Genomic DNA, 24933 nt, shown 5'->3' with positions numbered 1-24933 from the left:
TGTTTATTAATCCAATGACTAATCTACTTCTGTGCGACCCGGTTTCGGGTGTCTGCGAAATCCCGGATCGCGTGTCAAGTGCCGGCAACGAACCCTTCGCCCCGACCTCCGACGGTGCTCCGGCCGATCAAATTCACATTACGTATTTTACCGATCCGATTTGTTCGACCTGTTGGGGCATTGAACCGCAGCTTCGCAAATTGAAGCTGGAATATGGCCGGTATTTAACCATCGACTATCGCATGGGTGGTTTGCTGCCTTCGTGGGACGTTTACAACAGTGGCGGCATTAGCAAACCCGCCGATGTGGCCCACCATTGGGATGAAGTTAGTCAGCATTACCAGATGCCCATCGATGGCGATGTCTGGCTGGAAGACCCGCTGCCTTCCTCCTATCCGCCCTCCGTGGCGTTTGTAGCAGCCCGGTACCAAAGCCCGGAAAAAGCCATCCTGTTTCTGCGGCACATTCGTGAAATGGTTTTTCTGCACAAGAAAAATATCACAAAGTGGGAGCATCTCGCTCAGGCAGCCTCCTGGGTTGGGCTTGATGTCGAACGGTTCCGGTCCGATTATGAAACCAGCGCGGTAGCCGGTTTTGAAGACGATCTGGCTTTTGCCAAACGGTTGGGTGTACGCGGTTTTCCGACCCTGTTTCTTGAAACGAATACCCGACAATCCAAAATCTATGGTTTCAAACCGTATTCCCTGTTTGAGGAAGAACTGCACGCCCTGAAACCAGACATCCAAAAAACGGCTTTTGCGTTACCGGCAAAGGAATTGTTTCACAAATTTCGCAGTCTGACAACCCAGGAATTTGCCGTGATTACCGGGCAGGATTTTGCCAGTGCCGAGAAAATACTCTCCGAATGGGCGAAAGCGGGTTCGATTGAACGCGTGTCTTCCAAAAATGGTTTTTTGTGGCTTTCTGTTAATTAGAAAGCCCTTAGCCTGCGGTTAATATATTGAAACTCAATAATACGGCGGATTACTCGTTTGGTTTATCAGCCCACTGCTTAAGCGGTGGGTAAAGCGAAAAGTAATCCACCGCTAACCGAACCGTTTTAACGGTTTTATTCTCATTCGGTTCGCTTCAATTTACCCACCGCTTAAGCGGTGGGCTGATAAACATTTATTTCGGCGATCAATAAATTTCAATCAATTAATCTCAGGCGGAAAATCATTTATTTTTCCCCGGATGATACGTTTTGCCAACGTGCTGCTGAATATCTTCCGGGTAAAACCAGACGTCCTTGAATTTTCCGGTACTAAATAACGCGGACTGATCATTGAAATGCGGAGAAGCCGGGTCGCTGCTGTGGCCGCCGTTGACAACCGTCCGGGCTTTGACCCGGTCGCCAAACTCCACGACAGCAACAAAACTATTGCCCACACTGCCGTATCTTTTTTTCGTTCCGGGATACGTCCGCGCCCCAAATGACGCCAGCGACCCCCAGGTGGCGGAGGTGAACCCGACCGGAAAGCTGGGCTTCTGATCATCGAAGGTTTCTTTGATTTTTCCGGTAAGTCGCTGAAACCGGTTGATTTCGCCCCAGGGGGTTTTCCAGGTGCCAAAGTCTCGTGTGAGTTCATCCAGCACCTCGGCGAGCATCTTCACTTTATCCTCCGGGCTTGTGTTTTTCACGACGTAATCGGTAAATGTCAAAAAGTCAAACCGCTGATTTCCTTTGATTTGCGCGCGGGCCAGGCGTTGAATCCTTTCGCCCCAGAAAACCGCCAGCGTGGTGGCCACCGAAGTTGTTCCGTACGTTTTATCCCAGTTATTTAAAATTTCGATGGCTTCGGCTAACGGTTTGGACGGTTCTTCCGACTTGGCAGAAACGGTTTTATACGCTTGTAGCAGCGACGGAATCAGGTCATCAAAACCGGGCAGATGCGGGTCGTTGGCGGCTGCAATCAGCGTATCCAGCGTAAAAACCGACTTCTGGCTCAACACCTGAACGGCATTAACGCCCCGGTAATTTTCGGCATCCGGCGCCATGTAGGTCGGATACTGGCTGATGGCCGGGCTGCTCGGCCCCGAAACGGAAAACGGCGTTGAATTGCAATTCTGAATCCAGCCGCTGACCGGATTTTTCACCTGAACAATCTCCGAAATGTCGTGCAGGCCTTTCCAGTCCGTTTCGGGATCACTTCCATCGACGGGTTCGTTCCAGTTGAATTTCGGGTTTCTTTTCGGGATAAAATTACCGTGCCAATACGCAATCGTGCCTTTTCGATCCGCATAAACCGTGTTGTTGGTCGCATTGCCGTTCAGCTTCATGACGTTCTGATAGCTCTTGTAATCGTTGGCCTTCGTCCGCAGATACGATTGCGCGAGTGCATTCAACGGGTCGTTCATCATGCTGATGGTGATCCACTTGTCACCGAGCTGACCCGCCACCGGGCCGTGGTGGGTGCGGTAAATCGTAAAATCTTTGTGCTTGATTTCATTCCCGGATTTGTAAGGCAACGAGATCTTTTCGGTTTTCACCGGACGCCAGTCCGAACCATATTTGTACTGATAAATCCCGTCTTTCTTCTCTACGGTTTCCAGATACTCGTCCATCGAGTCGGCATCACCCGACGTGTGCATCCAGCCACAATTCTGATTAAATCCCTGATAAACAAAGAACTGCCCCCAGGTGACAGCCCCGTATGCATTCAAGCCTTTTTTACTGACTACATGCACCTCAGACCGGAAATAGAACGAGGTGTGCGGATTAATCAGCAGCATGGCTTTTTTCGATGCGGTTTTCGAAGGCGCAATCGCAAAACCGTTCGAGCCGACGGGTTCGCGGTCGGTCTTCTCAAAATCATACGCCTGCGCCGACCATTTCGAATTGGTATAAAACGCTTTGATCCGCTCCGTAGAAATAACACTCAGGTTTCCGCCGATGCTGCCTTCGCTAAACATGAGGGGCATCCAGGGCTGAAACCGGGTCAATAACCGGGGTTTGACGTTGGGATGCGTGGCCAAATAATAGTTCGTGCCCTCGGCAAAGGCATCCAGCAGTTTTTTCATCCAGGCCGGTGATTTTTTGTAAATCGCAATAGCCTGCGTGGTGTCCATGAACAACCGGGCGCGGAGATCGTGGTAGAGAGCGTCTTCGCCGTCTACCTCCGCCATGCGGCCAATGGCATCGATATAATTTTCTTCCACCCGCGCAAAATCATCTTCGCATTGGGAATACAACAATCCGAAAACAACGTCGGCATCGGTTTTTCCGTAAATGTGCGGAATATCCCAGGTGTCGCGGGTGATGGTAATGCCTTTGGCGCGCTGCTGCCAGCGTTTGACTTCGTCGGGGCGGAAAGCCTGCGTCCAGGCGGGTAATGCACTCAGGAGAAAAAGCAGGAAGAAAAGAGATCGCATCGTACAGGGTGTAAAGGCGGTATTCGTTCCTTCGTAAGATAGGCCAAAACGCGAAACCGGGCAAGCTTTGACAAGTAGATTGTGACTCAATCGCCCAAAATGCAAACAAAAAAGCCCGACACGGCTGTCGGGCTTTGGCGATCTATGATAAAATAGCACGCAATGTTTACAATTGGGCTACTAATTTCTGTTCCAGAACGGATTTGGCAACGGCACCAATGACCTTGTCCACCATTTTTCCGTTTTTAAACACCATCAAAGTCGGAATGCTGCGGATACCGAATTGAGCCGGAACCTGGGCGTTCATGTCCACATCCATTTTGGCCACGATGGCTTTGCCTTCGTATTCGCCAGCCAGTTGTTCCACAACGGGTCCGATCATCTTACAGGGGCCACACCATTCAGCCCAAAAATCCACTAGTACCGGTATATCAGAATTGATTACTTCTGCGAAGTTGGCGTCGGTTATTTCAATCGCTTTTGCCATGATTGTATCTCGATTTTTTGTCTACTTTAACTCATCTGTACGTACAATGTTTTGAATTGGAAAAAAGTTCAACACTAATTCAAACGATAGCCCACTCCATCGATCGCGTCCAATTCTTTCAGTAATTCATTGACCGGCGAGATTTTAAACGGCCTCGACAACATGCTGACGTCAACCCGGTCTTCATCGTCCGTTACCCGCAGCACCAGATTGCAGGAACCGGGATAGGTCTTTATTATATCGGCAATTTTAGTTACAAACTCGTTGTTAATCAGCTTCAAATCCAGTTGAACGCAGAGTTCTTTGCTGTATTTTGTCCGAACTTCGGTTAGCAACTGAATGAAATTCGGGCGGAATTCGAAGGCGTCGGAATTCCAGCGGTTTTGCAGTTTTCCTTTCACATGGAGAAACAAGCCTTCTTCGATGTAATTTCCCATCCGAACAAAATCCTCACCGAACAAGCTCATTTCCACCGTTCCGTTGTAGTCCTCCAGTTTGAAAATCACAAACGGGTTTCCGTTTTTCGACTGCCGCAGCTGCTTGGTGGTCACAATGCCGCCCACCGTAATTTCCCGTCCCTGATTCGCTTCATCGAACAGTTTATCGAGTGTACAGGTACAGAAACTTTCCAATTCAATCCGAAATTCATCCAGCGGGTGACCGGAGATATAAAAACCGACCACATCCTTTTCGTATTTCAGCCGTTCAATTTCGCTCCAAGGCTCCACAATGGGCGGTTTGGGCCGGGCAATGTTGGGTTCTCCGCCAATTCCGCCAAACAGCGACTGCTGGGCCGCCGACTTCTCGGCGTGGTAGTTATTGGCGTATCGCGTTAGTTTTTCAATATACGTCGCGGTTTCTCCTTCAGCGGGGGTAAAATACTGCGCCCGGTGGAATTCCTCCTGATTATCAAAGGCTCCCGCGTAGGCCAGACTTTCCAGTGTCTTTTTATTGACCGTTCGCAGGTTGATCCGAATCACGAAATCATAGACATCTTTAAACGGCCCGCCTTTTTTGCGCTCTTCAATAATGGAATCTACCGCTGCGTCGCCGGTGCCTTTGATGGCCCCCAGTCCAAACCGGATTTCTCCTTTCTGATTCACCCCGAAAAACCGCTCCGATTCGTTGATGTCCGGCCCCAAAACCGGTATGCCGATGGCTTTGCATTCCTCCATAAAGAAGGTAATTTTTTCGATGTTGCCCAGCGAGCTGGTCAAAACGGCCGCCATATATTCCGACTTGTAATGCGTTTTTAAATACGCGGTTTGGTAGGCAACAAAAGCGTAACAGGTCGAGTGGGATTTGTTGAAGGCGTATGAGGCAAAGGCTTCCCAGTCGGTCCAGACTTTCTCGCAGGTCTTGATGGCCAGCTTGTTAGCCGCACAGCCATCCATAAACTTCCCCTTCATTTTGTCGAGCGTTGCGCGGTCTTTCTTTCCCATCGCCTTCCGCAACACGTCGGCATCCCCCTTCGTAAAGTTGCCTAGTTTCTGCGACAGCAGCATCAATTGCTCCTGATAAACCGTAATGCCATACGTATCCGCCAGATATTCTTCCATTTCGGGCAAGTCATACTTGACTTCTTCCCGCCCGTGTTTCCGGTTGATAAAGTTCGGAATGTAGGCAATCGGACCGGGGCGGTAGAGGGCGTTCATGGCGATCAAGTCCTCAAAACGGTCTGGTTTGAGGTCTTTCATGTATTTCTTCATCCCGTCGGATTCGAACTGGAAAATCGCGTTCGTTTCACCGCGCTGGAAGGTTTTGTACGTTTCCTCGTCGTCGAGCGGAATGTCGTCAATGTCGGTTTCGACGCCGTTGACAAACAAACCGCCGTGGTTTTGTTTGATCAGCCGCAGGCTTTCCTTGATGATCGTGAGGTTTCGCAGACCCAGAAAGTCCATCTTGATAACGCCCGCATCCTCAATTACTTTCCCTTCATACTGGGTAATGATCAGGTCCGATTCTTTGGACGTCGAAACCGGTACGATGTTCGACAAATCCTCCGGCGCAATGATGATCCCGGCGGCATGAATCCCGGTATTCCGGATGTTACCCTCTAGTTTCCGGGCCTGTTTCAAAACCTTCGCCTGCAAATCGTTGCCCGCTTCGATGGCCCGCATCTTTTTCACGTTCTCCACTTCCTCGGGCTGAATCATCATCCCCAGCGTGTCGATCGAGTCCTCAAAAATCTTCTTGAGGGTCATGTTGTAGGTCGGCTTGTCGGGCACCAGTTTCGCCAGCGCGTTCGATTCAGGCAGCGGCAATTCCATCACGCGGGCCACGTCTTTAATGGCCGATTTAGCAGCCATCGTGCCGTACGTCACGATTTGTGCCACCTGTTGTTTGCCGTATTTTTTCACCACATAATCGATCACCTTCTGGCGACCTTCGTCGTCAAAGTCAGTGTCAATATCGGGCATGGACTTCCGGTCGGGATTCAAAAACCGCTCGAAAAGCAGGTTGTACTTGATCGGGTCGATGTTCGTAATTCCGATACAATAGGCCACCGCCGAACCTGCCGCCGAGCCCCGGCCCGGTCCCACCATCACGCCCAGATCGCGTCCGGCCTGAATAAAATCCGACACGATCAGAAAGTAGCCTGCAAAACCCATTTGCCGGATCACCCCCAGTTCAAACCGCAACCGCTCATCGGCTTCGGGCGTCAACACCCGGTACCGTTGTTTGGCCCCTTCGAAGGTCAAAAATTCGAGATAATCGTCCTGGGATGCAAAACCGTCGGGAATCACGAAGTTGGGCAGCAGAATGTCGCGCTTCAGTTTCAGCGTTTCGACCTTGTCGACAATCTCGTTGGTGTTATCGATCGCTTCCGGCAAATCGCGGAACAGCGTCGACATTTCCTGGGTATTTTTGAAGTAAAACTGGTCGCTGAAAAACGCAAAGCGGGTTCCTTTTTTAGAACCTTCCTCATCGTTAAATTCTTTTTCGGAAGGTGTACTCAGCTTTTCGTTGGTGTTGACACACAGCAGGATATCGTGCGCCACCCAGTCTTCCCGGTCGACATAATGCGAGTCGTTGGAGGCAATGATTTTGACGTTGTATTTCCGGGCGAACTTGACCAGCACTTCGTTGACCTTGATCTGATCGGGAATCTCGTGGCGTTGCAATTCCACGTAATAATCTTCCCCAAACCGGTCGAGCCACCACTGAAACTCCTTCTCGCCCGCTTCTTCACCCTTCTTCAAAATGGTTTTCGGCACCGACGCTCCGATGCAGCAGGTCGACGCAATCAACCCTTCCTTGTACTGATCGATGAGTTCTTTCGTAATTCGGGGGTACTTGCCATACAAGCCTTCCATGTAGCCCAATGAGCACAGTTTAATCAGGTTTTTATAGCCCTGCGGATTCTTCGCCAGCAGCAACTGGTGGTAGCGAATATCCTTCTGTTCCTTGGTAAACTGCTTTTTGGTATGGTCTTCCACCACGTAAAACTCACAGCCTACGATCGGCTTGATGCCCTGCTTGGCGGCTTCGGCCACAAACTCAAACACGCCGAACATGTTGCCGTGGTCGGTGATGGCGACGGCGGGCATATTGTCGGATTTGGCCTTTTTAATCAGTTTCTTGATCTCAGCCTGCCCGTCGAGCAGCGAGTATTGGGTGTGGCAATGGAGGTGTGAGAATTGCATGCTAATGATATTTTAACGACTGCTTTTTGTTAAAAGCGGATGTAAGACTTGACCGAGCTACTAATGCGGTGTTTGACCTGCTCCCACGAAACTGCTTTCAAACTGACGGGATCTTCTTGTGGATCAGCATCTTCAAAATACGTTAAAGAGCGTATGACATACCCAATATCGCTATTAGGGTACTTCAGTACAAAGAAGTCAAGCATTTGGTTTAATGAAAAATGATTCATTAGTTCCGCAAGATCCCAAAAATCTTTTTTAGCTCCCCGACTGCTGACGGCTCCCAGCTTCATCGCAATGACATCTTCAATTGACCAAAAACGGATGGTCTCTTCTTGAAAAAACGGCTCAACAAGGGGGTATTGGTGGGCCAGCAGATCAACTTTGACGCCTTTTATCAATAAGCTCAATGTGTTTCGGGCTTCGTCCAATTTAATAACCGGGGCAAAGTGCAGCAAGATTTCTTCAAAAATTTCCTGCTCGGAAAAGGCCTGATTTGTAAACAAATCTAAATCGACTGAAATTCGATGACCAAGTCGTAAAGACAAATTCGTCCCACCAGCCAACGCAAATGGTTGAAGCAACGGAAATTGCAGTAAGTTTTTCAGTAATTCCAGGGTACCGGGCTGGACTGTTGCCGTGTATAACATCGAAATTGCTCGGGCTTCAGATCAAAGATAACGCAACAAAACGAAAGCGTTTTCTTTTTTAGGTAAGCAATTTCGAGCACTTCGGCTTTAACCCGTTCAAAACCGTAATAGTGGAACAAAGCGGTAATATCCGCCCAGAGGCCATAATTCAATACTTTCTCAATCACAAACCGGGATTTGATTTCGAAGTCAAGGTGCTCAAAATCGACATCCCAGAAAGCGGTTGGCGAGATATCTGGGCGGTTTTTACCGATTTCTGGCTTCATCAATTTAGCGTTCTTGGCTATTGGCAATATTATAGATCCTCTTTATTTTAGAACTTCATTAGTAATGGCTTGTATGATCTCATCTGCATTTTTTGAAAAACCTCCATTCATGAATCGCAGTCGATTAGGGTGGCATATTTGATAAGTATTGGAAGGCAACATTGGAGATTTAATTATAAATAAGCGATTTGCAATTTTTTCTTCGCGGTAATTCGTTTCAAATTTCAATCCATACTGCTCATTAATATGCCACACGTAATTTGGATCAGTAGTCATCATAACTACAATATCTGGTTTCACAACAGAAATTTCATCTGTTAATAAACTCATGAATGTTTGCATTGAATTATCATATAAAACTCCTGTTGGTCGCTTACCTTGAACATCAATCTTTGAAAGGTTTGTCCAAAGAACAGATTTAGCATAATTCTGAATACCATATTCATAGCTTAGTTTTCTTATAAACCACCAAAAAGGAGAATTAGGGTATTCTTCTCCACTTATAAATTTAAAATAACGTTCTGTCAATCGTTTGTAAGTGTCTTCAATATCTTCATCAAATTTAATTGGCTCCCATGTGTGGGTCTCCATTCCCACAAAAAGTATCTTCTTGCTTGCTTGGATGTATTCAGGATAAACATGCATCATGAATGGCCCCGAAACCTTTGTTAAATCATTACCGCCTATATTAGCATGAATGATTGAATTAATCTTGGGGAGACGATCTAAATAAAGTTTGCGAAGGGTTTGGTTTAAAAAGTAATCATTCATACTATTTTTCCATCATGTAGTTATCGACTCAAGAAATACGCTTTAAACGCATCCAATTCACCCAATTCACCTTCCAGATATTTTCCGAACAGCTTCTCCCCTACCTGAGTCTTCAAAGCCGAAATTCCGACATCAATCAGCCGTAACCCTTTATCAGTCAGCATGATATTATCGTATTTCTCTCCGCTCTGATCGGAAGGTCGCCGAATGTCCCGGTGGACAAAACCGGCCTTGTGCAGTTCTTTGAGTTCATCCTCAAAAGCATCCAGCAGCAATTCCCGTTTGGAAATTTCAATGCTCCGGAAATCCTGGGGATAGAGCCGTTCCATCACCAACATGTCCCACTCGTTCTCTTCGTCGTAATCCAGTCGGATAAACCGGGCGACCAATCCATTGATCTGATTGGCAATCTTCAGCTTTTCGGTTTCCGATCCAATATCCGAACGCGTATCCCCCCGAAAAACCTTGGCCACTTCGGTTTCGGATAAAGCAACGACGAGATTATACGCTCCGTAGGAAAGCTGGTTGGGATACCGTTTCTGCATATTACCTCCTCCGCTTTTCCGCTTTCACCCATTCCTGCTGAAACGTAATCATAACCGATTCATAATCAGACACAGGATAGTTGATCAACATATTTTTAGCACCGCGGCTCATCGGTAAATACACTAGCCCACGAACGGATTCGCCGGGTTGCAAGGTCGTGGGTTTGAGTGCCAATTCCTTCCAGCGATAGGATTCGTAATCGTAGCGTTGCATCCGGTCGGCAAACATGCCGTGGTCGATGATGCGTTTGGCCTGAATGGCGGAGTAGATGTTGTTGTGATTAATCCGGTTCTGAACCCAGCGTTCGGGCCGCTGGTTGTTGCGCGACGACGAACTGGCGACATCACTGGCCACGGCCGCCACCAGCAAAACCGTATTAATGACTTTCGCGGTTTTCAGCCGTTTCACCTCCCGCTCCTGGTTGTAAACCGTGCGATCCGCTTCGTGTATGGGATCAGCCGCCGAAAACATGAGTGGTTTCTGGGGCGAACTGGCCGTCCGAAAAACCGTGTGCTGCTCTTCATCCAGGGCCGTGTATTCAAATTTGGCCGGATTCACCTCGAACGGGCGATCCGTCTTGTTCTTCACCTCAATATCCAGCGCTACATACTGCAAATCCAGCCGCTCGTAGGAAGCCACGACCACAATGCCGTCCCGCTCTGCCTTGGTCGTAGGCCGACCGTCGATCAGGGCCACATCGCCGGAAACCGGTTTGAGCTGGTATACTTTTGTCGCACAGCCGCTTAATCCGGCCAGCAACGCCATTGAAATCGACAAAGCCTGTATAGTTTTCCCCGTTTTCATACCATCATTTATTTGATTAATCGAAGATACACTTCTCTTGAACCAAAATCAAAAGGTTTTGTGATGAACGAACGGGAACGGGTTTAATCTGTTATTTCAGCCAGTTCTGAACCGCCAGCCACACGTTCCAGCCACCGAAAAGTAAGGAGACGGCCACCACCACCAGCATCGCCAGATTTTGCAGTCCTGAATTCCGGTAGGCTTCCGGAATGAGTTTTTTGTCGTTCACCGCCCGAAACAGAAATAGCGTCACAACCGGCAATAAGACCCCGTTAATGGCTTGAACCACAATGATAACCGGAACGGGGCGCGCATTCATCAGCCCGAACGTCAGCCCCACGCCCATGACGCCCAGCCACACCAGCCGATACCGCCAGGAAGAACCGGCCCAGCCCAACAAACTCTGGGACGTCACCGCTGCGGCCATCGGGGCCGTCAGGGCCGACGTAAAACCGGCAGCAAACAAGCCAAATGCAAAGAGACTTCGGCTCCAGCCACCAACCCGGTTGGCCAGGGTGTCGGCGACATTCTGGAATGAAAACTCGCCGGTTACCAGGGTTCCGGTCACCAGAATCGCCATGGAAATGAGTCCGCCAATCAAAACCGCCAGACCGATTCCCCAGCGCATTTCCGCCAGCGACTGCCCCTTTCCAAGCCCCGATGCCAGAAACAGATTATACGGAACAATGGTCGTACCGATCAGGCCAATGACCAGCACAAACGAATCGGCGGAAGCAATCGGCACCACCAAAGCTTTCACAAACATACCGGCTGACACGTCACTCCGGGTTGCCACGTAGGCGAACGCAATGCCCATGATGAAAACAACCACGCCCAAAAAATTAGCAATCAAGCGTGTGGAGCCCTGCCAGAGCAGAAAAATGCAGATCAGCACGATTCCAGCGGTCAACCAAATCGGTGAAACCGGAACGATCATCGACAATCCTGCTACAGCTCCCAGAATGTTTCCGGCCTGATAGGCGGCACACCCCAACACGATGGAAAACAGCAGCGCTCCTGCAATCCAGCGGCCCCCGGCTCCATACGACCGGGCCACCACCTGCCCCAGACTTAACCCGGAAGCGATGGTGATCCGGGCAGCCGCTTCCTGCAAAACAATCGTGCCGATGGTCGAAAAGGTAAGCGCCCAGAGTAAATCCAGCCCGAAGCGTGAACCCGCCATGGCACAGGTCGTGACTGTTCCGGGCCCAATGAAAGCCGCTGAAATGACCGACCAGAACAACACACTTCCGAGACCGGAACGAAACGAGAGTGACTTTGGCACAGAAAAGCTGAGTTAAGAGTGAAGAGTGAAGTTAATCGGATTTCAGATTTCCAAAGCCGCCACCACCCGGCGTTTCAATCCGAATCCGTTCACCCGGCAACATCGGTCGGGTAAATATTCCAGGCAAAGCGGTTTCTTTCCCATCGGCTTCAATTAACGTTTGTTTTCCAACCTGACCCGGTTTTCCGCCCTGCAATCCGTAGGGGGCCTCCACCCGGTGCTGACTGAGCAGGGTAGCCTGAACCGGTTCCAGAAATTCGATTTCCCGGACAATGCCATCACCACCCGGCCACGCCCCCGCTCCTCCCGAACCGGCCCGAATTTCAAACCGATGCAGGCGCACCGGATACCGCCGTTCCAATTCCTCCGGATCGGTGAGTTTGGTGTTGGTCATGTGTTGATGAACCGCCGGGCGACCCGCAAAACCGGGTCCGGCACCCGCGCCCCCGCCGATGGTTTCGTAATAGCCAAACGCCGAATTACCGAACAGGAAATTATTCATGGTTCCCTGACTACAGGCAGCTAACCCCAGGGCTTTCAGCAAAGTATCCACCAGCCGCTGGCTGACTTCGGTGTTGCCGCCCACCACGGCCGGACAGGCTGTCGGGTCATCCGAAAAGGCTGGATTGAGGAAACACTCGGGCAACCGAAGCGAAACCGGGGCCATCAGCCCTTCATTGAGCGGTATGTCCTGCCCACACCACAACCGCAGAACGTACAAAACCGCACTGTATAAAATGGACAGGTTTGCATTCAGATTATGGGGATGCACGGGCGACGTACCGGTAAAATCAAAGAGAATTGATTCCTTTTCAACGGTAATGTTGATACAAATCCGGTGGCCATCGTCCAGCGACTCCTGCGCCGAAAAGGTTTGTCCGGCAAAATGCTCCAAAACCGGTTTCAACGAATGGGCAGCCGCCTGCTGAAGGCGGTGCATATAGCTGTGAACCCTTTCTAAACCGTGCTGATGAACCAGGGCCTGCAAAGCGGTTTCGCCCGCCCGCAGAGACGCCAATGCGGCTTCGATGTCGGCCCGGTTTTCGGCCAGCGAGCGGGTCGGGAAAGTGGCTTCCGTAAACCGTTTCCGGATGTCCTCCCACAAAAAAATGCCGTTTTTAACCAGGTATTGCGGTTCCAGCACCACGCCTTCTTCGATCAACCGTATGGCATCGGGCGGCATTGAACCGGGCACTTTCCCGCCAATTTCGGCGTGATGGGCGCGGTTGACGACGTAGCCAATTAATTCATTTTTCCCGGTAAAAACACCCGCAATCAAGGTCACATCGGGTAAATGCGAACCGCCGTATTTCGGATGGTTCGTAATCACCACATCGCCCGGACCCAGTGACAACTTGTTTAAGACCAGACGCGTACAAATTCCCAGACTTCCGAGATGTACCGGAATGTGGGGCGCATTGACCAGCAATTCGGCCTTTTCGTTCAGCAAGGCACAGGAAAAATCCAGCCGTTCTTTCACGTTCACCGAAAAAGCCGTCCGTTGCAACTGAGCGCCCATTTCTTCGGCAATGGCCGTAAACCGGCGGGCAAACAATTCGGTTTGAGCCGCTTCCAGCAAGGGTGCATCGGCGGTTTTTACCTCACCCGTATACCGGGCGACGGCATTTCGATTCGGACCGATGGTAACTTCCCAGCCCTCTTCCAGAAAACCGGAGGACGTGGTATTTAATAACAAGGCCGGGCCTTTGAAAATCGCACCTTCCGGTAGCGTTATCCACTCATAAACAGGAACCGACCCAACGGAAAAAGCCGGTGTTGCCCGTACGTCAGGCGCTGTAATTGGGTTGGCGGTCGACCGTTGGCGTTGTTCACTGACAAGGACCCGAATGCTTTCCAGCTCAATTACCCGGTTGGCCGGAAAATGACCGTAAAGCTGCTGATACCGGTACCGGAAACGATCTTCGAGTTCTTTTTCCAGTTCCAAAACCGACCCAATTTTTCGATCCATAAGTTCAACATACGGAACTTCGATCGTACTTTCCTGCCCCTGCAACCGCATGAAAAACAGAACGTTATTCACCTCGACAGCCGTTTGTTCACCAACATCCTGACGCAAAGCCGCTGTTGCTTCGTTGATCAAGTCATTGACCATTCTGGCCAATTCGGGCGCGGCTTTTTCAAGTGATTGCAGAATTTGCTGGACAGCCATCCGCTCAATCCGGGCCTGACCGATTCCATACGCACTCAGCAAACCGCCGTCAAACGGTAGAATCAGCGTTTGAATGCCCAGCAATTGGGCTACGGCACAACCGTGCAAGCCCCCGGCACCACCAAAAACCAGCAAGGCATAGTCTCTCGGATCAAACCCGCGGGCCACGGAGATTTTCCGAATCGCCCCGGCCATCGTCTCGTTGGCAATCCGTTCAAATCCGAGCAAGAGGCTTTCTTCGTCAACCGCTTTACCGGTTTTCTGCTCCACCTGTTTCCGAACCCGTTGCAAAGCCGCCCGTGCCTTTTCGACCTGAACCGGAATGCCAAACAAGGCCGGATGCACGCGGCCCAGCAACAGATTGACATCAGTAATGGTCAGCGGTCCACCCGCTCCGTAACATGCCGGACCCGGTGATGCGCCCGCACTTTGTGGCCCCACCCGCAATTGTCCGAACGTCGATCCGGTTTCGTCGAACCAGCAAACCGAACCGCCACCGGCTGCCACGGTTTCCACGGCCAGCGAAGGGGATTGCAGCGCAAACGGGCCTACTTTGGTCGTAAACTGGTAGTCGACCCGGCCATCGAACCGGGCAACGTCTGTGCTGGTGCCGCCGACATCGAGTGTCAGCGTGCGATTAATCGAAAACCCATCCAGGCTTTTGGCAACGTGCCCGGCGCCAATTACTCCACCGGCGGGGCCACTCAGCAAACTGTCTTTGGGTTGAAACAGGTCGGCTTTCACCAGCCCTCCTCCGCTGGTCATCACCCGAACGGGATTCCCGCCCAGTTGCCGGGTCAAATTGGACAAATACGAACGTAAGACCGGGGTCAGATACGCATCGACCACCGTCGTTTGCGTGCGGGGCAAATACTGAATGGCGGAGGATAATTCACTGGAAAGCGTCACCAGAAAACCAGCTTCGCGCAAGGCGGCTCCCATCTGCTGCTCGTGTGCCGGGTTGCTGTAGGCGTTCATTAGAGAAACGGCGACGACCTCCGGTTTGGTCAATTGAAGATGTTCCAAGAGTTGTATCATCGAATCTTCTGCCAGGGGCTTAACCGGTTGCCCATCGGCATCCATCCGCTCATCCAGCTCAAATACGGTATCGTAGACAAGTTCCGCCGGGGGAATGTTCAACTGGAAAAGATCCGGTCGTTGCTGCGTCCCGATTTTGAGCAGATCTTTGAATCCTTTGGTAACGATCAGCCCTACACGGCCACCTTTTCGCTCCAGCAATGCATTGGTACCTCTGGTCGTTCCCAGACGCATTTCCAGCGATGGAAACGGTTTATCTAACGGTGTTAAGGTTAGTAATCGGGTGGCTAAAACCGGTGCTTCTTCACCTGTAAACAACTCAACTGTTACTTCACTTAGAAGATCTATATCCTTATTCAACAAGATATTACCTGACAAATTCAGACTCAAAACCGTTGCTTCTGCACCGGTCTCCAGAATTCGCAACCGATAGCCGTTAAAAATGGGAGCCCGCAGCCAATGTGCATCCAGATGAAGCCCATTATCGGACGTGATTATACCTCGAAGACAACTGCTGCTGAGTACTTTGGTACGGTGTATGTCTCCGTCCGGATCAGTGGCCATGCCATCCGTGAAGGTTCCCCCGGTATCAATCCAGATTTGCCACATTCTGTTATTCCTGAATTACTTCCCCACCGAAATCATGTTGGCGAATAAGCGGTAAGCCCCCGGAACGCCAGCCGGTAATTCCCGGAAAAACACCAGACCGGTGTACATAAAGTGGCCTTTTCCATATTTGCAGTAAATTAAGCTCCCGTCCTTGGCGGCTTCATTGGTGTCGTGCGCCGAAAAAATCGGTTCGTACACTTTGTCCCACTCCTGCGCAAAATAGATGCCACGCTCTTGCACCCAGCCGCTAAAATCCTGATCCGTTATCTTATTGGGCGTATTGAGTAAGGGATGCTGCGGTTTTAAAAACGTCATTTTCGCATCCTCTTCCGTCACCCGATCCCGGCCTACGGTGAAGGGATACGGCCCGATCTGATTCACTTTCAGGCCATTCTGAATGAAGGAGCCGCCCGGTGTTACGTACTGAACGATCATCGTACCGCCATTTTTGACGTAATCCATCAGCTTCGGCTGGTAATACCGCAGCCATTCTTCGGTGTTGTAGGCCCGGACGCCCACAACAATGGCATCGAACCGCGCCAGATCGGCGTTCAATTCACGGGGGCCCAGCGGAGTAACCAGACAACCGATCTGCTGCAAGGCTGCCGGAACTTCGTCCCCCGCTCCCGCGATGTACCCAATGTTTTTACTTTTTACCTTGACGTCCAGTTTCACCAGTTTGGCTTCAGCGTCCGGAAACAACGTTTGGGTGGGAATGTGTTTGTAGGCCACCACCCGCAGACTGCTGGCGTACCCGGTTTTTTCCGGCGATTCAGTGCTGACTACCGCCCGCAGTTTGCCCTCGCTGTAGGCCGCCGACGGAAACACCCGGAACGATACCCGCACTTCCTGCGCTTTTTCTTTCAACTCGAACGGCAGTTGCGCCGGTTCAATCCGCCAGCCCGCCGGAACTTCGAGCTTCAAGGTCCCGGAAACGTTCGCCCGGCCGGATTTCAAGATTACATCGACGGTTTTGGGCGTATTGTCGGCAAATACGTAAACCCGTTCGGCTAGGTTCGCCATAACGGCAGGCTGGATGATAAACGGGCGGTAGATTTCGCCATCCACCGGATCGGTCGATTTGTAGCTCCACGGACGGCTAAAGGTAAACGTCTGGCCATCAATGTCGAAGGTGTAAAGCGTCGTGAAAGCGGGCGGATTTTCGGGGTAACCGATCAGCGCCTGGTTGCTCACCTGAAACAAGCCTTTCACCACCGGTTTTTCAAGCCAGTAAGGTTGCGAGATTGGCTGGTTGGCCGGAATGTTCACTATCGTGGTAAACGCAGCCACATCATTCGGCTTCAAAATCAGGTTTGTGACGGTATCTTTATGGATCGCGGGCATTTGCATGCCGATTAGTTTGACCGGGTAGTCGGTGCGGTTCACCACGCTGCTCGTCACCCGAATGGCTTCTCCGGGCGCGGCCGCGTAGTTGCCGGGGTTGGTCTCAAACCAGAGTCCGATACACTGCTGAATCAGCGTCTCGATTTCCTGGCGTTTGGTTTTGACGTAGATATTAGCGGTATCGAGCCGACTGAGTGCTTTATACGTCTGCACCAGAACCGGCACCGAAGCCACCGGTTTTTCGGGTTTGAAATTGGCAATCGCCTGATTGATCAACTGTTGCACCGCTTCACTCCCCGCAACCCGTTTCCAGCTCAGATCGACACCGTCGAAGGGATCATTCGGGGCCGGTTCTCCGCCTTTCAGGGCCAGGTAATCAATTTTAACGCCCCGGTTGGCCGGAACGCCAAAGCCCTGGCTTTTGTGCTGACTCCGGCTTTCGGCGGCAATTTCGCCGTACGATTTTCCCAACAACGGATTATAGAGACCGGTTTCTACCGAAATCACGCCCGGTTCGTCCGGTTTTTTATTGCTCATAAACGCCCCCGGAATAAACACATTCCAGAAAATCCGTTTGGGCTGCCACGGTTTCACCCACTTCAACTGCTCGGGATATTTGGTCGGATCGTTGGCAATCTTGAAAGCTTCCTCGGCCAGATATCCCGACGCGCTGTGGTGACCGTGACCGGCGCGGCTGTCGGGCGGAAACCGGGTGATGATCACATCCGGGCGGTATTTCCGAATCATCCAAACCACATCGGCCAGAGCCTGCTCCTGCCCCCACATCCGAACCGCTTCATCCGTCGATTTGGAAAATCCGAAATCGTTGGCCCGGCTGAAAAACTGATCCGGGCCATCGATGCGCCGGGCTGCCAGCAATTCCTGCGTCCGAATCACGCCAATGTATTCGCCCTGCTCGGGTCCGATCAGGTTCTGCCCACCGTCACCCCGCGTCATGGAAAGGTAGCCGGTTCGGAGCAGTCGCTCATTGGCCAGATACGTCAGCAACTGCGTATTTTCGTCGTCCGGGTGGGCCGCTACATAGAGCACCGAACCCACCACATTGAGTTTTTTGAGTCCCTGCAAGATGGTTCCGGCCGCGGCTGGTTTGTTTTGCGCAAACGAAGATTGAACGAACGCGGTGAGTACGAACGCAGTATAGCACCAAAATCGAAAATAAGGTCGGTTGATCATCAGCAAGAAACAGTCACATGAATAACAAAAATAGTCAGGGCAAACGAACGAATTACTACCGGCTTCGGCCCATTTTGAATTAAAAGCCCGTTTTTTTTGATCCCTAAAAATAAGTACAGTTTTTCTCTAAAAAATCTATCAAAACCAGTTTCCCGATTTTCAATTGCTGTCAATCCAATTATATTTGCGACTTTGCAAAAATTAAACCCTATTAATCTTTCAGCATGAATTCGAGTATTTACCTTGTTCCCATACTGGGTCTCATTGGCCTGGTGGTGATGTACACCAAATTTATGTGGGTTTCGCGCCAAGATGCTGGTAACGAGCGGATGCAGGAGATCGCATCCTACATCGCCGACGGTGCCATTGCCTTTCTAAAAGCCGAGTGGCGGGTCCTCATAATCTTCGGTGTTTTTGTCGCCCTCCTGCTCAGTTTCGCCGGAACCCTGGTTGAAAACTCCGACTGGCCCATCGGGATTGCCTTTGCCATCGGGGCCTTCACCTCGGCCTTTGCCGGGTACATCGGCATGAAAATCGCCACCAAAGCGAACGTTCGCACGGCGCAGGCCGCCCGGACCAGCCTGACCCGCGCGCTGGCGGTTTCGTTCACCGGCGGCTCGGTGATGGGCATCGGCGTTGCCAGTCTCGCCGTGATCGGGCTGAGCGTTTTATTCATCATTTTTTATTCCATTTACGTGGGTGCCACCGGCGATGTGAACGGAATTCCCATGGAAAAAACCCTGGAAGTGCTGGCCGGTTTCTCGCTGGGTGCCGAGTCCATTGCCTTGTTTGCGCGCGTTGGGGGCGGTATTTACACCAAAGCGGCTGATGTGGGTGCTGATTTGGTGGGGAAAGTAGAAGCCGGTATTCCGGAAGATGACCCACGCAACCCGGCGACCATTGCCGATAACGTGGGTGACAACGTCGGGGACGTTGCCGGGATGGGTGCTGATTTGTTCGGTTCGTACGTGGCCACCATTTTGGCCACGATGGTGCTGGGTCGCGAAATCCGGATTCCGGATGTGAGCAACATTTTTGGTCACGCGCCCATCGTGTTGCCGATGCTAATTGCCGGCATGGGGCTGATCTTCTCCATTATTGCCACCTATTTTGTGCGGGTCAAAGACGACAACGGCAACGTGCAGGCGGCTCTGAACATGGGCAACTGGGCTTCCATCATCCTGACCGTCATTGCATCCTATTTTCTGGTGAACGCGGTTCTGCCGTCCGGCATTCTGGAAATCCGGGGCGTTGAGTTCACGCGGCTCGATGTGTTTTACGCCATTGTCACCGGTTTGGTGGTCGGGGCGTTGATGTCGATTATTACTGAATATTACACCGCCATGGGTCGCCGTCCGGTGATGACCATCGTTCGCCAGTCGTCGACCGGTCACGCGACCAACATCATCGGCGGTTTGTCAGTAGGGATGGAATCGACGGTTTTGCCGATTCTGACCCTGGCTGCCGGTATTTTCATTTCCTACAAATTTGCCGGTCTGTACGGGGTGGCGATTTCAGCCGCCGGGATGATGGCGACAACCGCCATGCAATTGGCCATCGACGCCTTTGGTCCGATTGCCGATAATGCCGGTGGGATTGCCGAAATGAGCGAACTGCCCGAAGAAGTTCGGGGTCGCACCGACATTCTGGATGCCGTTGGAAATACGACGGCCGCTACCGGAAAAGGGTTCGCCATTGCCTCTGCCGCCCTGACGTCGCTGGCCCTGCTGGCCGCTTTCGTGGGCGTTTCGGGCATTACCGGCATCGACATTTACAAAGCCGATGTGTTGTCCGGCCTGTTCGTTGGTGGGATGATTCCGTTCATCTTCTCGTCGCTGGCGATTGCTGCCGTGGGTCGGGCTGCCATGAAAATGGTGGAGGAAGTTCGTCGTCAGTTCCGCGAAATTCCGGGTATTCTGGAAGGAACCGGCAAACCGGAATACGAAAAATGCGTCGCCATTTCAACCCAGGCGTCGATTCGCGAAATGATTCTGCCGGGCGCTATCGCCTTGATTTCACCGGTCATCGTCGGTTTTATTTTTGGCCCTGAAGTATTGGGCGGTTTTCTGGCGGGGGTTACGGTTTCCGGTGTTTTGATGGGAATTTTCCAGAGCAATGCCGGTGGGGCCTGGGACAATGCGAAGAAATCCTTCGAGAAAGGCGTTGAAATCAATGGGCAGATTTATTACAAAAAGTCAGAACCGCACAAAGCCTCGGTAACGGGTGATACCGTGGGTGATCCATTCAAAGACACCTCCGGCCCTTCGATGAACATTCTGATCAAGCTGATGTCGATCGTGTCGCTGGTTATTGCACCGTACATCGCCGTGCAGTCGACTGAAACCACGGAATTTGTGCAGGAAGGTCAGGTTGCGGTGGGCGGCATGGAAGGCGTCGATCTGGAAAAATCTACCGGTGCTGACAACGAAACCGTTAGCACGCCCAATCTGGGTGCGTTTCAACCGGTTAAATTGACAAACGGCACTGAACTCTCTCTACCGGAATGGGGCGTTGAAAACAAACTGCTGGTTTTCATCGAGGATGATGAGAAAGCGGTCGATAAGGAAACCTGGTTTGACTTCGACCGGCTGACATTCGAAACCGGCAGCGCCACGCTCAAACCCGAGTCGCAGGAGCAGTTGAAAAACATCTCCGAAATCCTGAAAGCCTATCCCGGCGTCGCCATTAAATTGGGCGGCTATACGGATAATACCGGCAATGCGGATTCCAACCTGAAACTCTCGGGCGACCGGGCCAAATCCGTTCAAAGCGAATTGGCCAATCTGGACGTCGACAAAAGTCGGCTGGATGCGGAAGGCTATGGACAGGAACATCCGGTGGCATCGAACGACACCGAAGAAGGCCGCGCCCAGAACCGCCGGATCTCGATTCGGGTGACGAAGAAGTGATTTTCTAAATAAGAGAGGTAAGACATGAGATGAAAGACCAGGACTTTCGCTTTCTGCCCCTAAATCCCCTAAAGGGGACTTTTAGCATCTGGATGTTGCTGCGTCCAAGTCCCCTTTAGGGGATTTAGGGGCGAAAATCGAACAAAATTATCAAACAAAAGTCTTTCATCTCTTGTCTTACCTCTCTTGTCTAATAGATTAGAAACAGAAAATCCGCCCAATTGGGCGGATTTTCTGTTTCTAATCTATTAGCACTAAAACCGGTGTTAAGCGGTTTTTCCCCGCATAGAACGCGGAATTTCAATCGTAGCAATCGGGAGAGCGGTGCTATCCAGAATTTCGACGCCTTCCAGTTGGATGGCGCTTACTTTCACCGTTTTGCCCAGTTCCAGATTTGAGATGTTCACCTCAACGTAATCGGGAATCTTCGTGTAAGGCCCGCTCAATTTCAGTTTACGCATTTTCTGAATCAGTTTCCCCCCCTGCTGTACACCGGGTGAGGTACCACTAAACCGAATCGGCACTTCAACTTTAATATCTTTTCCTTCAACGATTTCCAGGAAATCCGCGTGCAGAATCTGGTCGTTCACCGGATGGAACTGCGCGTCCTGCAAAATAGCCTTGTACTCGTCACCTTCAATGTTCAGAGTCACTTCGTAAGCGTCTGGCGTGGTCAGCAAAGTGCGGAACAGGATAGCCGGCGAATAGAAATGGACCTGCGTTTTACCTCCGTACAATACACAGGGTACATTTCCTTCGATACGAAGAGCCTTCGACTCTGTCTTACCGAGATTCGCTCTGTTATACCCTACAATCTCGTGTTGTTTCATTATAATAAGATGTTAGATGTGAGACAAGAGATAAAAGATTTTAAACCGTAGAGAATGGCACCAAGCGCGTAGCTTTTTGTCTGTTCTCTCTTGTCTATCCTCTTTCCTCTCTATTAAGAATTTATAAACAATGAACTAATAGATTCATGATCGCGAATGCGGCCGATGGCTTTGGCAAATAAATCCGCCACCGTCAGCACTTTCACTTTTGGACTCAACTGGCGCAACGGCATGGTGTCGGACACCACCAGTTCTTCCAGCACCGAATTCGTAATGTTGTCGTGCGCTCTACCCGACATCACGGGGTGCGTACAGATTGCCCGGACGGATTTTGCGCCTTTTTCCAGGATAATTTCAGCCGCTTTGCACAGGGTTCCACCCGTATCGATCAGGTCATCGACCAAAACGACGTTGGCACCTTCCACATCCCCGATGACCTGCATCGACGCAATTTCGTTGGCCCGTTTGCGGTGTTTATCGCACAGCACGATGTCGGCATTGAAATGCTTCGCAAATGTCCGGGCGCGGGCGGCCCCACCAACGTCCGGCGAGGCAATCAGCAGGTTATCCAGATTCAGGCTCCGGATGTAAGGGACGAAAACTGACGTTCCTTCCAGGTGATCGACCGGAAAATCAAAGAATCCCTGAATCTGACCGGCGTGCAGGTCGATCGTCATCAGGCGATCCGCTCCGGCAGCCGCCAGCATGTTGGCCACCAGTTTGGCGGCAATAGCCACCCGCGGTTTGTCTTTCCGATCCTGCCGGGCATAACCGAAGTACGGAATGACAACCGTTACGTAGTGAGCCGAGGCCCGACGGGCTGCGTCGACCATCAGCAACAACTCCATCAGGTTGTCGGCGGGTGGGTTTGTCGAATGAATCAGAAAAACGTCACAACCACGAACCGACTCCTCGTAGCTCGGCGATAATTCGCCGTCGCTGAATTTACGAAGGGTGTAACCGCCCAGATCCTTGCCGTATTGGTGGGCAATTTTCTCTGCCAGATACGTCGATTGACTACCTGAAAAAATCTTAACCGTGTTGAGGGATGCCATTCAGTGCTGTATCAGTGCCGAAAATGTCCGCAAAAATACAAATAGTATTTGACTCTTGGGAAGAGAACCTTAAAGTTTTCTTGTAGAAGATTGATTATAAGATTATTGCAATATTATATTGAATAATATAAATCTACTTTGCCCCCACCCCCTGAAGGGGACTTTAAAAATCCGGATGCCTGAGCCCGGCAGCGGCCGCCCGGTATTCAGGGGGTTGGGGGCAAAACCGTGAGCTTTCGGTATAGACTTACACAACCTACTGCCATGACCACGCCAATCCCGGCACCCGCCAAAACATCCAGCGGATAATGCGCCCCGACGTAAATCCGGCTGTAGGAAACGACAGCCGCCCACACAAATACCCACCTGACCCAGCCAAACCGCTTGCCGACCAGCAACCACAATGCCATCGCCAGGGCGAAGGTGTTGGCGGCATGGGAAGACGCAAAACCGTAGGTGCCGCCACATTCCAGCACCGGATGAATGAGTTTTTGCAAAGCCGGTTCGTGGCAGGGTCGCAACCGGAGTGTCAGCGGTTTCATGACCGTAGACGCCATCTGATCGCTCAACACCACGGCCAGCACCAACGTCAGCACCAGCCCGAACGCCCGTTTCCGATATTGAAAAATCAACCACCCAATCAGCAGCGCATAGAACGGAATCCACGTATTCCGCATCGTGGCCCCCACCATAACGGGATCCAGCCACGGCGCGTACAAGCCGTTCAGCCAGAGAAAGAGGTCGGTATCGAGTTGCCTGAGGGTTTCCAAATTTATTGAGCGATTGGGTTATTGACCGATTGAGTGAGTTTTGTCGAATTTTTCACTCAATCGCTCAATAACTCAATCACAATTAATTAAAGCCTAATTTCCGCCGAACCCTTTCCATCGTGACCGACGCAACGGCACGGGCTTTTTCTTCGCCGTTGCGCAGTTCGCGTTCCAGTGCTTCTTCGTTTTCCATGTAGAAATTGAACTTCTCGCGTGGCCCGGCAAACTGGCTGATGATCAGTTCGTACAGCTCCTTCTTGGCGTGACCGTAGCCATACCCGCCATTCAGGTAATTCTGGCGCATGGTTTCCACCTGAGCCTCATCCGCCAGCAGGGCATACAACTGGAAAGTAATATCGGTAGCCGGATTTTTCGGTTCTTCGAGTGGTGTCGAATCCGAAATGATCTTTTTGATTACCTTATAAAGCTCGTTGGCCGGTACGAAAATGTCGATGTAGTTGTTGTACGACTTGCTCATTTTCTGACCGTCGATGCCCGGAATGGTCATAATCCGCTCATCGATGCGGGATTCGGGCAAGACAAAAATCTCCTCACCCACCTGGTGATTGACCGCACTGGCCATGTCGCGCGTCATTTCGACGTGCTGTTTCTGGTCTTTTCCAACCGGAACCAAGTTGGCATCATACAGCAGAATATCAGCCGCCATCAGACACGGATACGTAAACAAACCGGCGTTGACATCCGCCAGCCGCTCGGATTTATCCTTAAACGAATGGGCATTCGACAGCATCGGAAACGGCGTAAAGCAGTTCAGATACCACGCCAGTTCGGTATGCTCCGGCACGTGCGACTGCCGCCAGAAGGTGTTTTTAGTCGTATCGAGTCCGAACGCCAGCCAGGCCGACGCGACGGCCCGAATGTATTCCCGACGCAGAGCCCCGTCTTTGATGGTCGTCAGGGAATGCAGGTCGGCAATGAACAGAAAGGAGTCATTACCGGGTTCTTCCGATAGTTTAATGGCGGGTTTGATGGCCCCCAGAATATTACCCAAATGCGGCCGTCCGCTGCTTTGAATACCCGTGAGAATGCGAGACATGTTTTTTTTATTGAGTGAATAAGCGGTTGAGTGATTGAGTAACTAGCTTCGCCGGTGCTTGCTTTCAGCTGAGTATTCACTCAACCACTCAATCGCTCATTCACAATTGAATTTCCTCGCAAACTTCGC

Annotated in this window: 17 protein-coding genes; 2 read left to right on the top strand and 15 right to left on the bottom strand. The window is 51.2% G+C overall.

The genetic code is table 11. The features are described from left to right. Positions 1-14 precede the first annotated feature (14 nt). A complete protein-coding gene (locus tag ACO064_RS30005) occupies positions 15-935 on the top strand; it encodes a ClpXP adapter SpxH family protein (protein ID WP_421830854.1) in 921 nt (306 codons plus the stop codon). A 241-nt stretch (positions 936-1176) separates the two neighbouring features. Here the strand turns inward: ACO064_RS30005 and ACO064_RS30000 are convergent, their stop codons facing one another. The 11 genes from ACO064_RS30000 to ACO064_RS29950 form a co-directional block, all read right to left on the bottom strand. Next, positions 1177-3372, bottom strand: coding sequence for a penicillin acylase family protein (locus tag ACO064_RS30000; protein ID WP_421830853.1), 2196 nt, complete (start codon positions 3370-3372; stop codon positions 1177-1179). Between the two features lie 166 nt (positions 3373-3538). After that, positions 3539-3859: a thioredoxin gene (gene trxA / locus ACO064_RS29995; protein WP_421830852.1), complete on the bottom strand. Its 321-nt coding sequence runs from the start codon at positions 3857-3859 to the stop codon at positions 3539-3541. A gap of 74 nt (positions 3860-3933) precedes the next feature. Continuing rightward, positions 3934-7506 carry a DNA polymerase III subunit alpha gene (dnaE, locus tag ACO064_RS29990; protein WP_421830851.1) on the bottom strand — a complete coding sequence of 1191 codons (3573 nt, stop codon included), beginning with the start codon at positions 7504-7506 and terminating at the stop codon, positions 3934-3936. A 29-nt stretch (positions 7507-7535) separates the two neighbouring features. Next, positions 7536-8156, bottom strand: coding sequence for a nucleotidyl transferase AbiEii/AbiGii toxin family protein (locus ACO064_RS29985; RefSeq protein ID WP_421830850.1), 621 nt, complete (start codon positions 8154-8156; stop codon positions 7536-7538). After that, on the bottom strand, positions 8111-8422 hold the full coding sequence (locus tag ACO064_RS29980) for a DUF6922 domain-containing protein (protein ID WP_421830849.1): 312 nt from the start codon (positions 8420-8422) through the stop codon (positions 8111-8113). Before ACO064_RS29980 ends, ACO064_RS29985 begins: the two co-directional genes overlap by 46 nt. Positions 8423-8464: 42 nt before the next feature. Then, on the bottom strand, positions 8465-9193 hold the full coding sequence (locus tag ACO064_RS29975; protein ID WP_421830848.1) for a hypothetical protein: 729 nt from the start codon (positions 9191-9193) through the stop codon (positions 8465-8467). A gap of 20 nt (positions 9194-9213) precedes the next feature. Continuing rightward, positions 9214-9738 carry a hypothetical protein gene (locus ACO064_RS29970; RefSeq protein ID WP_421830847.1) on the bottom strand — a complete coding sequence of 175 codons (525 nt, stop codon included), beginning with the start codon at positions 9736-9738 and terminating at the stop codon, positions 9214-9216. A 1-nt stretch (position 9739) separates the two neighbouring features. Then, a complete protein-coding gene (locus ACO064_RS29965) occupies positions 9740-10543 on the bottom strand; it encodes a hypothetical protein (RefSeq protein WP_421830846.1) in 804 nt (267 codons plus the stop codon). Between the two features lie 91 nt (positions 10544-10634). Next, entirely contained in the window at positions 10635-11828 is a 1194-nt protein-coding gene (locus tag ACO064_RS29960) for an NRAMP family divalent metal transporter (protein WP_421830845.1), read from the bottom strand. 31 nt (positions 11829-11859) lie between these two features. Further along, complete coding sequence (locus ACO064_RS29955; RefSeq protein ID WP_421830844.1) at positions 11860-15645, bottom strand: hydantoinase B/oxoprolinase family protein; 3786 nt, start codon at positions 15643-15645, stop codon at positions 11860-11862. 15 nt (positions 15646-15660) lie between these two features. Then, a complete protein-coding gene (locus ACO064_RS29950) occupies positions 15661-18183 on the bottom strand; it encodes a PIG-L family deacetylase (protein ID WP_421830843.1) in 2523 nt (840 codons plus the stop codon). Positions 18184-18407: 224 nt separating this feature from the next. On the opposite strand from ACO064_RS29950, the gene ACO064_RS29945 reads away from it, so the two are divergent. Further along, on the top strand, positions 18408-21092 hold the full coding sequence (locus ACO064_RS29945; protein ID WP_421830842.1) for a sodium-translocating pyrophosphatase: 2685 nt from the start codon (positions 18408-18410) through the stop codon (positions 21090-21092). A 266-nt stretch (positions 21093-21358) separates the two neighbouring features. Here the strand turns inward: ACO064_RS29945 and ACO064_RS29940 are convergent, their stop codons facing one another. The 4 genes from ACO064_RS29940 to trpS all read right to left on the bottom strand — a co-directional run bounded on the left by ACO064_RS29940 (position 21359) and on the right by trpS (position 24804). Next, positions 21359-21922, bottom strand: coding sequence for a 50S ribosomal protein L25/general stress protein Ctc (locus ACO064_RS29940; protein ID WP_421830841.1), 564 nt, complete (start codon positions 21920-21922; stop codon positions 21359-21361). A gap of 113 nt (positions 21923-22035) precedes the next feature. Further along, positions 22036-22977, bottom strand: a complete 942-nt coding sequence (locus ACO064_RS29935; RefSeq protein WP_421830840.1) for a ribose-phosphate pyrophosphokinase — start codon at positions 22975-22977, stop codon at positions 22036-22038. Between the two features lie 206 nt (positions 22978-23183). Beyond that, positions 23184-23747: a phosphatase PAP2 family protein gene (locus ACO064_RS29930; protein WP_421830839.1), complete on the bottom strand. Its 564-nt coding sequence runs from the start codon at positions 23745-23747 to the stop codon at positions 23184-23186. A gap of 82 nt (positions 23748-23829) precedes the next feature. After that, entirely contained in the window at positions 23830-24804 is a 975-nt protein-coding gene (trpS, locus tag ACO064_RS29925; RefSeq protein WP_421830838.1) for a tryptophan--tRNA ligase, read from the bottom strand. Positions 24805-24933: the final 129 nt, after the last annotated feature.

The organism is Larkinella sp. (assembly GCF_965227735.1).
Classification (GTDB): domain Bacteria; phylum Bacteroidota; class Bacteroidia; order Cytophagales; family Spirosomataceae; genus Larkinella.
Note: the sequence above shows the minus strand (reverse complement) of the source record. Positions and strands in the feature narration are given on the sequence as shown.